This window comes from Ruegeria sp. R13_0, from assembly GCF_017743995.1.
In the GTDB taxonomy this organism is placed as follows: Bacteria; Pseudomonadota; Alphaproteobacteria; order Rhodobacterales; family Rhodobacteraceae; genus Ruegeria.
In genome coordinates, this window is the sequence record NZ_JAGHRB010000010.1 from 109,683 (window position 1) to 122,460 (window position 12,778).

The following is a 12,778-nucleotide window of genomic DNA, read 5'->3' on the forward strand; positions in this document are numbered from 1 at the left end:
AAAAAAGCGGCGCCTCCGTTGCCCGGAAGCGCCGCTTTTCTATCAATACGATACGCTTAGGACGCTTCGCTGATGAATTTGACGGCGTCGCCAAAGGTCTGGATGGTCTCGGCTGCGTCATCGGGGATCTCGATGCCGAACTCTTCTTCGAAGGCCATGACCAGTTCAACGGTGTCCAGGCTGTCTGCGCCCAGGTCGTCGATGAACGAAGCGTTTTCCGCTACTTTGTCTTCTTCAACACCCAGGTGTTCAACAACGATCTTCTTCACGCGATCTGCGACGTCGCTCATGTCTATTCCTCATTCTTTCTTCAGGGCGATCCGCCCGGTTCTGCCCTTGCCCGCTCGGGATGGACTTGGTTTGCCCGTTCCGGGCGGTTTGGCTCCCGGCTGTCCGGGAAAGTTGAGGGCCGACCGCAACGACCGACCCCAGCATGGATGCGCCGCCTATAGCATAGTCGACGCACAAGGCAAACGCTTTCGCACCGCCTTGATTGCGGTCACAACATGGCCATGCCGCCGTTCACATGCAAGGTTGTTCCGGTCACGTATCCGGCCTCGGGGCTGGACAGGTACAGAACAGCGGCCGCGATTTCCTCAGGGTCACCCATGCGACCGGCCGGAACTTTCAGCAACAAACCTTTTTTCTGCTCGTCCGTCAGCTTTTCCGTCATCGCCGTAGTGATAAAGCCAGGGGCCACTGCGTTCACCGTAATCCCACGCGTTGCGACCTCATGCGCCAACGCTTTCGAGAACCCGATCATCCCTGCCTTTGAGGCCGCATAGTTCGCTTGCCCCGGATTGCCGATCGCTGCAACCACGGACGAGACATTCACGATCCGGCCCCAGCGCGCCTTCATCATGCCGCGGATCACGCCTTTGCACAGCTTCATGGTCGAGGTCATGTTGACGTCAATGACGCTCTGCCATTCCTCGTCAGACATGCGCATGAACAGGTTGTCACGTGTGATACCCGCGTTGTTGACCAGGATATCGACCGAACCCATCGCCTCAGCTGCCTGTTTCGGCAGGGCTTCGACGGCTTCGGAATCGCTCAGGTTGCACGGCAGCACGTGGGCGCGTTCGCCCAGTTCGTCGGCCAGTTTCTGCAGCGGTTCAACCCGCGTGCCGGACAGACCGACCGAGGCACCCGCGCCGTGCAGAGCCCGTGCGATATCGCCTCCGATACCACCCGAAGCGCCGGTGATAAGCGCGTTCTTACCTGTCAAATCAAACATTCTATTTCCCTCGTGAGGCGCCCCGAAGGCCGCGTTCTATGCTTACGATTCGGCCCGAACGGCCTTTTGAACATCCTCGGGCGTACCAACGGCCTTGCCTGCAATTGCCCGGTCAATTTTGCGGATCATACCCGACAGAGCCTTACCCGCGCCAATTTCCCATGTCTCGGTGACACCCTGCGCCGCCATGTATTGCACGCTTTCCCGCCAGCGGACCGATCCTGTGACCTGCTCGACCAGCAATTGGCGGATCAAATCGGGGTCTGTGACCGCCTCGGCCCGCACATTGGCGATCAGAGGAATGGCCGGTGCCTTGATCTCAACGGCGGCCAGTGCCTCGGCCATCACATCCGCAGCGGGTTGCATCAGCGCGCAATGGAACGGAGCGCTGACTGGCAGCATAACCGCACGCTTTGCGCCCCTTTCTTTGGCAATCTCAGCCGCGCGTTCCACGGCAGCTTTTGCGCCGGACACCACAACCTGAGTCGGGTCGTTGTCATTGGCCGCCTGACAAACCTCACCCTGCGCGGCCTCTTCAGCCACAGAGCGCACGGCATCAAGATCCAGCCCCAAGATCGCAGCCATCGCACCTTCGCCCACCGGCACGGCGCTTTGCATGGCTTGTCCACGGGTCCGCAACAGACGTGCGGTATCGGCCACCGACAACGCACCAGCTGCAGCAAGTGCGGAATACTCACCCAATGAATGCCCGGCCACAAAAGCGGCATCGGTGACCGAGACGCCTTCGGCCTCAAGCGAGCGCATCGCCGCCATCGAGGTCGCCATCAGCGCCGGTTGTGCGTTCTGTGTCAGGGTCAGATCGGCAATATCGCCTTCCCAGATCAGCTGGCTTAGCTTTTCGCCAAGCGCGTCGTCCACCTCGTCAAAAATGGCCTGAGCCGCCGGGTATGCCTCGGCCAGAGCCTTGCCCATGCCGATGGTCTGGGCACCCTGCCCTGGGAAAACGAACGCGCGTGTCATTGCAACCTCTTGGATGACGTTAGGTTGCGGCGGGGTGTAAACCGTGTGAGGACGCGGCACAAGTAGGGCCTGCGCTCTGCATTCGGGCACCATATCTGTGCGCGGGTCGGGCTTGTGCCAAATCCGTCTGGCTTTAGGTTCAAGACAGCCAATCGAATCCGGAGCGTGCAAGAGATGCCCTCGACCAATACCTATTCCACCTATGGCAGCGTGACCAAAACCTTCCACTGGTTGACCGCCCTGCTGATCCTGACCGCCCTGCCCTTGGGCTGGTTTGCCAATGATCTGGCGCATGCCATCTACGACCCGAACATCCCGACCAGCGAATCCGATATCGCGCGGGCCGCAACGTTGTTTTCCCTGCATAAAACGATCGGGGTCACCGTGTTCTTCGTGGCGCTGGCGCGTATCCTTTGGGCGCTGACCCAAACCAAACCCGCCCTGCTGAATGCCGACAATAAACCCGAGGCCTTCGCGGCCGAGACCGTTCACTGGATGCTCTATGCTTCGCTTGTTCTGGTACCCCTGACCGGCTGGATTCACCACGCCGCGACCGAAGGCTTTGCGCCCATCTGGTGGCCCTTCGGCCAAAACCTGCCCTTCGTGCCCAAATCCCTCTATTTGTCCGAGGTGACGGCAAACCTGCATTGGCTGTTCATCTGGGTTCTTGCCGGGTCGCTGGCGCTGCACATCGCGGGCGCGCTGAAACATCATGTCGTGGACAAGGACAGCACCCTGCGGCGGATGCTGCCGGGACACGCTGATGCGTCCGAGCCTCCGGCCCAGCACCACTCACCCGTACCTGCATTTGCAGCTTTGGCCATCTGGGGCGCCGTTCTGGTCGGTGGCTGGTCCATCGGAGTGTTCGAGGATCACGCAAAAGGCGCCGTGGACGCGGCCGAGCTTGGCGATGTGCAATCCGACTGGAACGTCGAAGAGGGCACCCTGTCGATCACCATCTCTCAGTTGGGCAGCCCAGTCACCGGGAGCTTCGGCGAATGGACGGCCGCAATCGCGTTTGAAGAACCCGCCCAACCGGGCCCTGCGGGATCGGTGGATGTGACCATCGCCATCGCTTCGCTCAGCCTCGGGACAGTCACGGACCAAGCCATGGGCGCTGATTTCTTCGACAGCGCGCAATTCCCAACGGCCCAGTTCAAAGCTGACCTGTTCAAAACAGATACAGGCTACGAGGCCCGAGGCCCCCTGACCATCCGAGACAAATCGGTGGACGTCATACTACCCTTCTCACTGCAGCTCGAGGACGATACCGCAACCATGTCCGGCACATTGGAGCTGAACCGCATGGCGTTCGATGTGGGCACATCCCAACCGACCGAAGAGTCTCTGGGCTTCAACGTTACGGTTTCCGTTGACCTGACGGCGAAACGTTCTGAATAAAAAAGAAACCGCCGGGGGTTTTGGCCCCCGGCGGTTGTGATCCAAAGGATCAGCGCAGATTTACTCGGCTTTCTGAGCCTCGACCGAGATCTGCACCTGAACTTCATCACTGACGAAGGGCGCGAACTGGCCAAGGTCGAACTCGCTGCGCACCAGCGTCGTTGTTGCGTCGAAGCCGGCCCAGGGCTTGTTTGCCATCGGGTGGTTGTCAGCCTTGTTCAGCTTGGCATCCAGAACGACCGATTTGGTAACGCCGTTCATGGTCAGGTCACCGGTGATGTTTGCGGTGTTTTCGCCAGTCACTTCGATCGAGGTCGAGGTGAACGTAATCAGGTCCCCTTCGGCGGCGCCAAAGAAATCCTCGGTCATGAAGTGATCTTCACGCGGCTTCCAGCCTGTGAACATCTCTAAAACCGGCATGGAGACCGAAACGCTCGACGCGGCGGGGTCTTCCTGATCGAAAATGATCTCGCCTTCAAAGCCCGAGAACATGCCGTAAGTGGTCGAGAAACCAAGGTGATCGTAGCTGAAAAGCACCTGGCTGTGGCTAGAGTCCAGAACGTATTTTTCGGCGCTGGCGAAAGCAGTGGTTGCCGTAAGGGCAAGCGCGGCAGCAAGGAGGGTGGATTTCATGACTGTCTCCGGGTTTGTGGACTATATGCAAACATAGTGCGTTTGCTCGGAAACAAAAATGTGCTGCCTAAGGGCAGCACACAAGTCTTTTTGATTCACAATTTCTGTGCTTGGTTGAACAGAATAAATCTCAGGCGAAAATTGTTACACTTTGGCTGAGTTGCCCCTTCAGCGCTCGGCTGACATCCGCCGATTGCAGTGGCAGTTTCATCAGCAGGCTGCCGTCAACATCGAACAGCTGCACCTCGTCATCCTCGAACTTTGCACCACCCAGGCTGTCATAGCTGCGACGCAGAACGGTCTGAGGGCGTCCGTTTTCATTCTTCTGCAGCACGCGTACCTCGCGGCGGATCGGATCAAAATAGGCATCCGGGCGGCTGTCCATCACTTCGATCGTCAACAGGCTTACGCCAACGATCAAAAACACCATCGATGCGACCATTTTGATCGGCCAAACCTCGGCTCCCAACATCGAACCGGGCATCAGCCACATCGAAAAGGCGGAAACGATCAGGAAGGCTCCGACGGCGCGCGCCAGAACCAGCCGCGCTTGCCAGTTCGCTTTGAACGTGATCATGACCGGAACGGAGTGCTCAAAGCTCGTGCCCGTCGCTTGATTTTCGAGCGTATTTGTCTGAATCGCGGTCATAACATCCATACCCTTATTAAGGTTACCGTCGTAAGTCTGTGCTATCCGGTTATTTCCGGGTTGCTTATCAACTTCGGGGCGAAAAGCGTCAGGAATTGGGCGCAGCAGTGGAAATTGGGCGACTTCACAGAGGCATATGTGGCAGGGCTTGCCCCGCCCGCTCAAACGTGTATACGAGGCCATCCTTCGCAGGAGATATGAATCGCGCAGCCTCTCGTGGCAGGGTCGCGAAGGACCAGATGGCCCCGCCTTTGAAATGCGCCTTGATATAAACAGGAGTGCACATGCCACTGTATGAGCATGTAATGATCGCGCGTCAGGATCTGTCCAACGCGCAGGCAGAAAGCCTTGTCGAACATTTCGGCACCGTTCTGGCTGACAACGGCGGCAACGTCGTCGAAAGCGAGTACTGGGGCGTCAAGACGATGGCTTACAAGATCAACAAGAACCGCAAGGGCCACTACGCCTTCTTGAAAACCGATGCCCCCTCGGGTGCGGTTCAGGAAATGGAACGCCTGATGCGCCTGCATGACGACGTTATGCGCGTTCTGACCATCAAGGTCGACGAGCATGCCGAGGGCCCCTCGGTTCAGATGCAGAAGCGCGATGAGCGCGAAGGCCGCCGCGAGCGCCGCTGATCAACGCCTGACGAAAGGACATAAACCATGGCCGCAAAACCATTTTTCCGCCGCCGCAAGGTCTGCCCGTTCTCGGGTGAGAACGCGCCGAAAATCGACTACAAAGACACCCGTCTGCTGCAGCGCTACATCTCTGAGCGTGGCAAGATTGTACCTTCGCGCATCACCGCCGTTTCGGCGAAAAAGCAGCGTGAACTGGCCCGTGCTATCAAGCGCGCCCGCTTCCTCGCCCTGCTGCCCTACGCTGTGAAGTAAGGAGAGACTGACATGCAAGTTATCCTTCTGGAACGCGTTGCGAAACTGGGTCAAATGGGCGACGTCGTTGACGTTAAGCCCGGCTACGCCCGCAACTTCCTGCTGCCCCAAGGCAAAGCCCTGAGCGCGTCGAACGCCAACATCGCGTCGTTCGAAGCCCAGAAAGCACAGCTGGAAGCGCGCAACCTGGAAACCAAGAAAGAAGCTGAAGCCCTGGCTGAAAAGCTGGACGGTCAGCAGTTCATCGTGATTCGCTCGGCATCGGATGCGGGTGCTCTGTACGGTTCGGTCACCCCGCGTGACGCCGCAGACGCTGCGACCGAAGCAGGCTTCACCGTCGACAAGAAACAGGTCGTTCTGGTCGCTCCGATCAAAGAACTGGGCCTGCACGCGGTTGCAGTTCGCCTGCACCCCGAGGTTGAAGTCGAGATCAAGATGAACGTCGCTCGTTCGGAAGAAGAAGCCGAACTGCAGGCATCGGGCAAATCGATTCAGGAACTGGCTGCTGAAGAAGAAGCCGCTGCTGAATTCGAAATCGCCGAACTGTTTGACGACATCGGCTCGGCCGCGTCGGAAGACGAAGATCTGGCACCCGAGGCCGCTCCGGCGGACGAAGACGAAGCCAAAGCCTGATCTGGCTGACGCAACAAGATTGAAGGGCTGCGCCACTCGCGCGGCCCTTTTTCGTATCGGAACCAGCAAAATTCAGCCAAACTTTAAAGCTAAGGTTGCGACAAGACCCGTGATCCATATGATCGCCGCCTGAAGTTCGGAGTAGTTTGATGGCCCTATTCTCTCGTCGCAGCATCATCGCTTTCCTTGCCCTGTCTGCCCTCGCCGCGTGCAGCGGTGCCGAGGTTTCACGCGGTGACCCTGATCCCTTCGATCCGCCGCTTTACCCCAACGAAACGCCCGAACTGAGGGCGTCGATCAACAAATGGGCCGATCACTACGAACTCCCCCGAGAGCTGGTCCACAAACTTGCGATCCGTGAAAGCACGCATCGGCCATGGGCTGTAAACCGGCCGTATTACGGGCTTTTGCAGATCCTGCCAGCCACGGCCCGTTCGATGGGATACAGCGGCAGCGCACAAGGGTTGCTGGATGCCGACACCAATCTTGAGTTCGCTGGAAAGTACCTGCGCGGCGCGTGGTTATTGGCGGACGGAGATCAACAACGCGCGATTTTCCTTTACGCCAAAGGCTTTTACCCCGAAGCGAAGGCACGTGGCATGCTTGTCGAAACAGGGCTGCGGCCCGCACCCTAGGCCCTGAGCGCTGTTAGCAGTTTGGGCGAAATAGTGACAAAAATGCTCTAGAGCCCGAAACAACACGCCAAGAGCTTAGACATTTCCTGCATTGACTTGTCATGTTTTGAATTATGTGATGTCCTGATTGCCGTGAGGTAAGTTGGGTTCCACTCTAGGTAAATTGCAAGTCCGGCCACACCACCGGATTTCAAGATAAGCCGCAGGTCGTAGGCGAAAGATGGAGATCGTTGATCTGAGCACTCTGCCGGACTCGGAAACTCGGTACACCGAGTTTCTGAAGCAGGTGTGCGAAAAACACGATATGGATCACGCCGCCTATGCCGGGATGAACCCCGCGGCTGGCACGGTTGCCGGCTTCGTGACCTATGATGATGCCTGGAACGAGCATTACCAGAAACAGGGTCTGGTCATGATTGACCCGACACTTCACATGGCAAAGCGCAGCATCGCCCCCGTTGATTGGAGCCGCCTGGAACGCAGCCCCGACTTCCAACGCGTATTCCGCGATGCACATGATTTTGGCCTTTCCAATCAAGGGGTTACGATACCAGTTCGCGGCCCTTACGGGGATATCGGGTTCCTGAGTGCGACGCGGGATTGCTCCAAGGAAGAATGGCGAAAGCTTTATACCCATGTGATCAGCGATCTGCAGTCCATGGCCGTGCATATTCATGACAACGTGGTGACCTCGGATGAGCTGACTGGTGCCCTCTATCATCCCAACCTATCGACCCGTGAGGCCGAGATCCTCCAATGGGTCGCGGCCGGGAAGTCACAGCAGGATATCGGCGACATCCTTTCGATCTCGCACCGCACCGTTGAGGTTCACCTGCGCTCCAGCCGCGAAAAACTCAGTGCTTTGACGACGCCTCAGGCCGTAGGGCGGGCGATCGCGATCGGGCTTATCACCCCGGGATAAACACAAAAATCACACAATTCGGCCAAAATACGGGAAACCCCCAATAGAAATCTCCCTTCAAACAGGTAACGATCAGTTTACCGAACAACCACTCGAAGGGGGAAACAATGATCATCGTAGTAGATGGGCTGAACAGACACCAATTCAGCGACGTTCTAGACGAAATGTTTGAACTGCGCGCGCGCGTTTTCGGCGAACGCCTGGGCTGGGACGTCAAAATCGAAGACGGCAAAGAGATCGATGAGTTCGATCACTTGGATCCTGCATACGTAATTGGACTCGACGACGGGGGGAATGTCGTCGCAGCCGTGCGTGCCCTGCAGACCACCGGACCGCACATGTTGTCGGACGTGTTCTCGGCCATTCTGGATGGCGAACCTCCGATCCGCAGCGCGACCATGTGGGAATCGACCCGCTTCTGCGTCGACACCCAGCGACTGAACCGTGGCAAAGACAAGAACTCAGTCTCTTACGCGACCTGTGAGCTGATGATCGGCTCGCTGGAATACGCGAAGAACGCCGGTATCCAGGACATCATCACCGTGATTGATCCGATCATGGATCGGGTGCTGAAACGCTCGAACTGTGCGCCGTACGACTATGTGGGTAAAACCGTTCCGATGGGCAAAGTTTCAGCCCTTGCCGCCCTGCTGGATTGCACCGATGAACGCATCGACGCCATTCGGGACTTTGCCGGCATCACAACTGATGTTTTCCTGGAAGAAGACAAGGCGCTTGAGCTGTTCAACAGCAAGAAGCAGCTTGATCAGAGCCCTGCAAATCGCGACCACAAGCCGCTCACAGAGCTGGAGAAGTACTTTGTGGAGCAGATGAACGCAGCGCGGACCGAGGCCGAACGGCAAGACGTTCTGCGGCTGATCGAAACGCTCACAGACACTTTCACGCCAGAGCAGAAGACCGCCCTGCTACATACCCCCCGTGCTTTTGCTCATGAGGCCTGACCCCCTCACCTCATAGTACAAAGCCACCCTAGCGGAGTCGCCCTGATCAGGCGGCTCCGCTTCTTTTTTGCGCCCCCGAAAGGGTGGGAAGAGGATTATTCCTCTTCCAGTGCCTCAACGGCTTTTTGCAGATCGTCTTTGCTGACTTCTTTGTCAGAGACCTGAGCCAGTTCGAACACGTAGTCGACGACCTTGTCTTCGAAGATCGGTGCGCGCAGTTGCTGCTGCATCTGTGCGTTCTGCTGAACGAACTCGAAGAACTGACGCTCCTGACCCGGGTATTGACGCGCCTGGTTCATGATCGCCTGAGTCATCTCGGCATCGGTGACTTCGACCTCAGCCTTCTGACCCAGCTCTGCCAGCAGCAGGCCCAGACGCACACGGCGTTCGGCCAGTTTGTTGTGCTCATCCGAAGGCTCGATCTCGCCGTGGTCGTGACCTTCCACATCCGGGTTTTCATCGTGGAACAGCTGGTGTGCGATTTGCTTGGCTTCGGCTTCAACCAGCGACGGAGGCAGGTCGAACGACACTTTGGTGTCCAGCGCGTCGAGCAGGCCACGCTTCATGACAGCGCGCGCGGCACCGGCATATTCGGCTTCCAGACGCTCGGATATCTGGCCCTTCAGAGCTTCCAGATCCTCGGCGCCAAATTTGGTTGCCAGCTCGTCGTTGATCTCGGCTGCAACCGGCTCTTTCACTTCTTTGATGGTGCAAGTGAAAACAGCGTCTTTGCCGGCCAGATGCTCGGCACCGTATTCCTCGGGGAAGGTGACGTTGACGTCTTTTTCTTCCTCGGCTTTCACGCCAACCAGTTGCTCTTCGAAGCCAGGGATGAAGCTGTTCGAGCCCAGAACCAGCGGGTAGTCCTCGGCCGAGCCACCTTCGAATTCTTCACCATCTACCTTGCCGACAAAGTCGAACACGATCTGGTCGCCGTCTTTGGCTTTCGAACCTTTGCGACGCGCTTTGAAGTCCTGCGCGGTTTCAGCCAGATTGTTCAGCGCTTCTTCGACGGCTGCGTCGTCTGCTTTGACAACCAGCTTTTCCAGCTCGACTGATTTCAGATCAACTTCCGGGATTTCCGGCAGCGCCTCATAGGACATCGCGACCTCGACATCGTCGCCTTCTTTCCAGTCCTCGTTAGTCATCTTGACCTCGGGCTGCAGCGCAGGGCGGTCGCCGCTGTCCTCAAAGTGTTTGTTCATCGCACCGTCGATGGTTTCCTGCATGGCTTCGCCCAGCAGACGCTGACCAAACTGCTTTTTCAGCAACGCCATCGGCACTTTGCCTTTGCGGAAACCCTTCATCTCTACTTCGGGCTGCGCTTCGGTCAGTTTCTCGTTGACCTTATCGTCCAGCTCGGCTGCGGTCACAACGATGTTGTAGCCGCGTTTCAGACCTTCGTTCAGCGTCTCGGTAACCTGCATTATGGTAGTCCCCATAGGATTCGGGGCGCGCAAAACGGCGCGCCGGGCAAATTTGACGCCTTCTATTTGCCCAGCCGCCCACGTGCAAGGGGGCAATGCCCGGATCACCCCGGTTTTACCGTCTTCAACAGCAAAAAAACGCCCCAGCTGGAACCGGAGCGTTTTGTGAAACACCTATCGCTGATCAGAACTGCCAGCGCGCGCCCAAAACCCAGGCGTCGTTGTTGTCAAACGAGGTGCCATCCTCGAAATCGCGATCGCGATATTTCAGGTAGACATCAGTATTGATCAGGTAGATCCGCTGTAAGACCACAATGCCTCATGCTTTTGTGCTCGACCCGCAGGTTTTGAAATCAGAGCCTTCCAAGCGATTGCGGCGCTGAACCCGTTGATGTCACGTGTATCGTTACGAAGACGCATGTAACGGCCGCCGCAAAGGGTGTTGGTGAAAGCGCCAACCTTGGTGCCGCTTGAAATCCCATCACCCCCCCCCAATAGCGAAAGCCCCAGTTTTCTCGTCGGAGTCAGATCAAAGGACCGTCCGAGCATAATAGAAATCCGTTTCGGCCGCCCCAGAAGAAGTCATACTCGAGAGCTTGCCATTGGGCCGCACAAGGCGCAGGACCAAGCCGCCGACAGAACGCGCAGAGCCGCCACCCCGACTTCTCGGGACTTCACATCCAGGCTCCGGTTTCGACCGCAATCGTACCAACACCATCACAAACTCATGTCTCTCAACACCTCTGGCAAGACCTCAGGCAGATCTTCAGCAATTAATCCGGCACCAAATCGGCGCGCGCATTCCACATGAAGCCATGCCGCCGTTTCCGCCGCGCTCATCGCGTCGAACCCCCGAGCCAATAGCCCGGTGATGAAACCGGCCAACACATCCCCGGACCCAGCCGTCGCCAGCCAAGGGGCCGCGCGCTCATACTGCGCCGAATGAACCGAACACCGCCCGTCAGGGGCGGCAATCACCGTATCTGGCCCCTTGAACAGCACGACACAGCCGGCGCGCTTTGCAGCCTCACGCGTTGCATCAACCTTGGAGAACGCCGGACCTCGGGTCGGTGGGGCCGAGAGCTTCTCGGCAATATCAGGAAACAGCCGCGCAAATTCGCCGCCGTGAGGCGTCAGAACACAGCCTTCATGCAGCTGACCGAACAAGGCCGAAGGGTCTTCGGAAAATGCCGTTAGCGCGTCCGCGTCCAACACCGTTGCGCGCTGCGCAGCGAAGGCAACAGGTACCAGATCCGCCGCTCGTTCAACGCCCAGCCCAGGGCCAAGACACAAAGCGTTAAGTCGATGATCCTTTAGAATGTCGCGCAGATCATCGCCCCCTTCGACCCGTTTCATCATCAGGGCCGTGATCTGACAGGCCACCTCCATCTGCGCCGAGGGCGGCACACCCAATGTCACCAACCCTGCCCCAATCCGTAACGCCCCGCGACCCGACAGTCGCGCGGCTCCGGTTATTCCAAAACCGCCCGTCAGGATCAAAGCATGCCCATGCGCGTATTTGTGGCCCGGCGCCCCCTTCCCCAACTCCTCGCCATACGGCTGCCGAACCGCCGTCACCACTTCGGGCGCGCTTGGCTCGACCCTTAGCCCGATATCCTTGACGACCAACTTCCCGCAATAGGACGCCCCGTCCCCCAGAACATGCCCAAGCTTTCGCGAGTGAAACGAGACCGTCAGGGCCGAGCGGGCACAGCGCCGGCCATGCGCAGGAAACGCACCACCCAAAACCTCTCCTGAATCAGAACACAGCCCCGAGGGTAGATCAATCGCAACCGTTCGCGGCGGCACGATATCTGTACCGCGCCCCTGCCGCCGCAAAGCCCTGGCATCTGCGGCATCATCATGCGCCCAAAGGAGCTCCCAAAGCGCAGGATCGTCGATTGGCCGCGCCAACCCTGTCCCAAACAACGCATCAATCGACACATCCGGATGGCGCAAGTCCTCATCCCCCAAATCCGCCTTCGCGCGTGTTGGTCCACCCCACCGCTCATAATTCGTCCGCGCGTCTTCAGGCAGTTTCAAAGGGTCGCCAAACAAGACCACCTCAACCACCCAGCCCAGTTGCCGAAGCAGCCGTGCCACCACAAACCCATCACCCCCATTGTTCCCGGGTCCGCACAGAACCAAGGCACGCAAGGGACCCTCTTCATCTGGCTCTAAATATCCCGGGGAGCTCGAGGGGCTGGCCCCTCGATCCCTCAGCTCTGGCCATTCCTCGAAGATCGCGTCCACAACGCCCTGACCCGCGCGCTCCATCAGCTCCAGCCCGGTCACCTCGCCCGAGTCGATGGCCGCCCGTTCCAGCGCACCCATCTGCGCAGCCGTCAGCAAATCAACCATCTCAAATCCTCACGCGATTCAATTTCGATTACTTTTTGTGCAAA

The 12,778-nt window shown here is 58.2% G+C and carries 15 protein-coding genes; 7 read left to right on the forward strand and 8 right to left on the reverse strand.

Annotated elements, in window-relative coordinates:
* Window positions 1–56: 56 nt before the first annotated feature.
* From J7394_RS14510 to fabD, 3 genes are all read right to left on the reverse strand, one after another.
* The gene (locus J7394_RS14510) at window positions 57–290 is read right to left on the reverse strand and encodes an acyl carrier protein (protein WP_008756330.1); all 234 of its coding nucleotides are present in this window, start codon (window positions 288–290) and stop codon (window positions 57–59) included.
* A 209-nt stretch (window positions 291–499) separates the two neighbouring features.
* Entirely contained in the window at window positions 500–1,237 is a 738-nt protein-coding gene (fabG, locus tag J7394_RS14515) for a 3-oxoacyl-[acyl-carrier-protein] reductase (protein ID WP_170374037.1), read from the reverse strand.
* A 42-nt stretch (window positions 1,238–1,279) separates the two neighbouring features.
* The gene (fabD, locus tag J7394_RS14520; RefSeq protein ID WP_209253972.1) at window positions 1,280–2,218 is read right to left on the reverse strand and encodes an ACP S-malonyltransferase; all 939 of its coding nucleotides are present in this window, start codon (window positions 2,216–2,218) and stop codon (window positions 1,280–1,282) included.
* A 174-nt stretch (window positions 2,219–2,392) separates the two neighbouring features.
* Between fabD and J7394_RS14525 the strand changes: the two genes are divergently transcribed.
* Window positions 2,393–3,619: a cytochrome b/b6 domain-containing protein gene (locus tag J7394_RS14525; RefSeq protein ID WP_209253974.1), complete on the forward strand. Its 1,227-nt coding sequence runs from the start codon at window positions 2,393–2,395 to the stop codon at window positions 3,617–3,619.
* Between the two features lie 60 nt (window positions 3,620–3,679).
* On the opposite strand, the gene J7394_RS14530 is transcribed toward J7394_RS14525, so the two are convergent.
* Window positions 3,680–4,252, reverse strand: coding sequence for a YceI family protein (locus J7394_RS14530; RefSeq protein WP_209253976.1), 573 nt, complete (start codon window positions 4,250–4,252; stop codon window positions 3,680–3,682).
* Window positions 4,253–4,382: 130 nt separating this feature from the next.
* On the reverse strand, window positions 4,383–4,901 hold the full coding sequence (locus J7394_RS14535) for a hypothetical protein (protein WP_209253978.1): 519 nt from the start codon (window positions 4,899–4,901) through the stop codon (window positions 4,383–4,385).
* 284 nt (window positions 4,902–5,185) lie between these two features.
* Between J7394_RS14535 and rpsF the strand changes: the two genes are divergently transcribed.
* The 6 genes from rpsF to J7394_RS14565 all read left to right on the forward strand — a co-directional run bounded on the left by rpsF (window position 5,186) and on the right by J7394_RS14565 (window position 8,946).
* On the forward strand, window positions 5,186–5,539 hold the full coding sequence (rpsF, locus tag J7394_RS14540) for a 30S ribosomal protein S6 (protein WP_068332653.1): 354 nt from the start codon (window positions 5,186–5,188) through the stop codon (window positions 5,537–5,539).
* A gap of 27 nt (window positions 5,540–5,566) precedes the next feature.
* The gene (rpsR, locus tag J7394_RS14545; RefSeq protein ID WP_005608650.1) at window positions 5,567–5,794 is read left to right on the forward strand and encodes a 30S ribosomal protein S18; all 228 of its coding nucleotides are present in this window, start codon (window positions 5,567–5,569) and stop codon (window positions 5,792–5,794) included.
* 12 nt (window positions 5,795–5,806) lie between these two features.
* Window positions 5,807–6,427, forward strand: coding sequence for a 50S ribosomal protein L9 (rplI, locus tag J7394_RS14550; protein ID WP_170640804.1), 621 nt, complete (start codon window positions 5,807–5,809; stop codon window positions 6,425–6,427).
* Window positions 6,428–6,576: 149 nt separating this feature from the next.
* Window positions 6,577–7,062, forward strand: coding sequence for a lytic transglycosylase domain-containing protein (locus tag J7394_RS14555; RefSeq protein ID WP_209253980.1), 486 nt, complete (start codon window positions 6,577–6,579; stop codon window positions 7,060–7,062).
* 220 nt (window positions 7,063–7,282) lie between these two features.
* Complete coding sequence (locus J7394_RS14560) at window positions 7,283–7,984, forward strand: autoinducer binding domain-containing protein (protein ID WP_209253982.1); 702 nt, start codon at window positions 7,283–7,285, stop codon at window positions 7,982–7,984.
* A 107-nt stretch (window positions 7,985–8,091) separates the two neighbouring features.
* Complete coding sequence (locus tag J7394_RS14565) at window positions 8,092–8,946, forward strand: acyl-homoserine-lactone synthase (RefSeq protein WP_209253984.1); 855 nt, start codon at window positions 8,092–8,094, stop codon at window positions 8,944–8,946.
* Window positions 8,947–9,041: 95 nt separating this feature from the next.
* Here the strand turns inward: J7394_RS14565 and tig are convergent, their stop codons facing one another.
* The 3 genes from tig to J7394_RS14575 form a co-directional block, all read right to left on the reverse strand.
* A complete protein-coding gene (gene tig / locus J7394_RS14570; RefSeq protein WP_170466111.1) occupies window positions 9,042–10,373 on the reverse strand; it encodes a trigger factor in 1,332 nt (443 codons plus the stop codon).
* Between the two features lie 184 nt (window positions 10,374–10,557).
* Window positions 10,558–10,686 carry a hypothetical protein gene (locus tag J7394_RS23040; RefSeq protein ID WP_256439835.1) on the reverse strand — a complete coding sequence of 43 codons (129 nt, stop codon included), beginning with the start codon at window positions 10,684–10,686 and terminating at the stop codon, window positions 10,558–10,560.
* 404 nt (window positions 10,687–11,090) lie between these two features.
* Window positions 11,091–12,734: an NAD(P)H-hydrate dehydratase gene (locus J7394_RS14575; RefSeq protein ID WP_209253986.1), complete on the reverse strand. Its 1,644-nt coding sequence runs from the start codon at window positions 12,732–12,734 to the stop codon at window positions 11,091–11,093.
* Window positions 12,735–12,778: the final 44 nt, after the last annotated feature.

Coding starts and splice junctions, on each gene's coding strand:
- J7394_RS14565 (WP_209253984.1), top strand. CDS start 8,092: ATGATCATCGTAGTAGATGGGCTGAACAGACACCAATTCAGCGACGTT.
- J7394_RS14510 (WP_008756330.1), bottom strand. CDS start 290: ATGAGCGACGTCGCAGATCGCGTGAAGAAGATCGTTGTTGAACACCTG.
- tig (WP_170466111.1), bottom strand. CDS start 10,373: ATGCAGGTTACCGAGACGCTGAACGAAGGTCTGAAACGCGGCTACAAC.
- rplI (WP_170640804.1), top strand. CDS start 5,807: ATGCAAGTTATCCTTCTGGAACGCGTTGCGAAACTGGGTCAAATGGGC.
- fabG (WP_170374037.1), bottom strand. CDS start 1,237: ATGTTTGATTTGACAGGTAAGAACGCGCTTATCACCGGCGCTTCGGGT.
- J7394_RS14525 (WP_209253974.1), top strand. CDS start 2,393: ATGCCCTCGACCAATACCTATTCCACCTATGGCAGCGTGACCAAAACC.
- rpsF (WP_068332653.1), top strand. CDS start 5,186: ATGCCACTGTATGAGCATGTAATGATCGCGCGTCAGGATCTGTCCAAC.
- J7394_RS14535 (WP_209253978.1), bottom strand. CDS start 4,901: ATGACCGCGATTCAGACAAATACGCTCGAAAATCAAGCGACGGGCACG.
- fabD (WP_209253972.1), bottom strand. CDS start 2,218: ATGACACGCGCGTTCGTTTTCCCAGGGCAGGGTGCCCAGACCATCGGC.
- J7394_RS14555 (WP_209253980.1), top strand. CDS start 6,577: ATGGCCCTATTCTCTCGTCGCAGCATCATCGCTTTCCTTGCCCTGTCT.
- J7394_RS14560 (WP_209253982.1), top strand. CDS start 7,283: ATGGAGATCGTTGATCTGAGCACTCTGCCGGACTCGGAAACTCGGTAC.
- J7394_RS14575 (WP_209253986.1), bottom strand. CDS start 12,734: ATGGTTGATTTGCTGACGGCTGCGCAGATGGGTGCGCTGGAACGGGCG.
- rpsR (WP_005608650.1), top strand. CDS start 5,567: ATGGCCGCAAAACCATTTTTCCGCCGCCGCAAGGTCTGCCCGTTCTCG.
- J7394_RS14530 (WP_209253976.1), bottom strand. CDS start 4,252: ATGAAATCCACCCTCCTTGCTGCCGCGCTTGCCCTTACGGCAACCACT.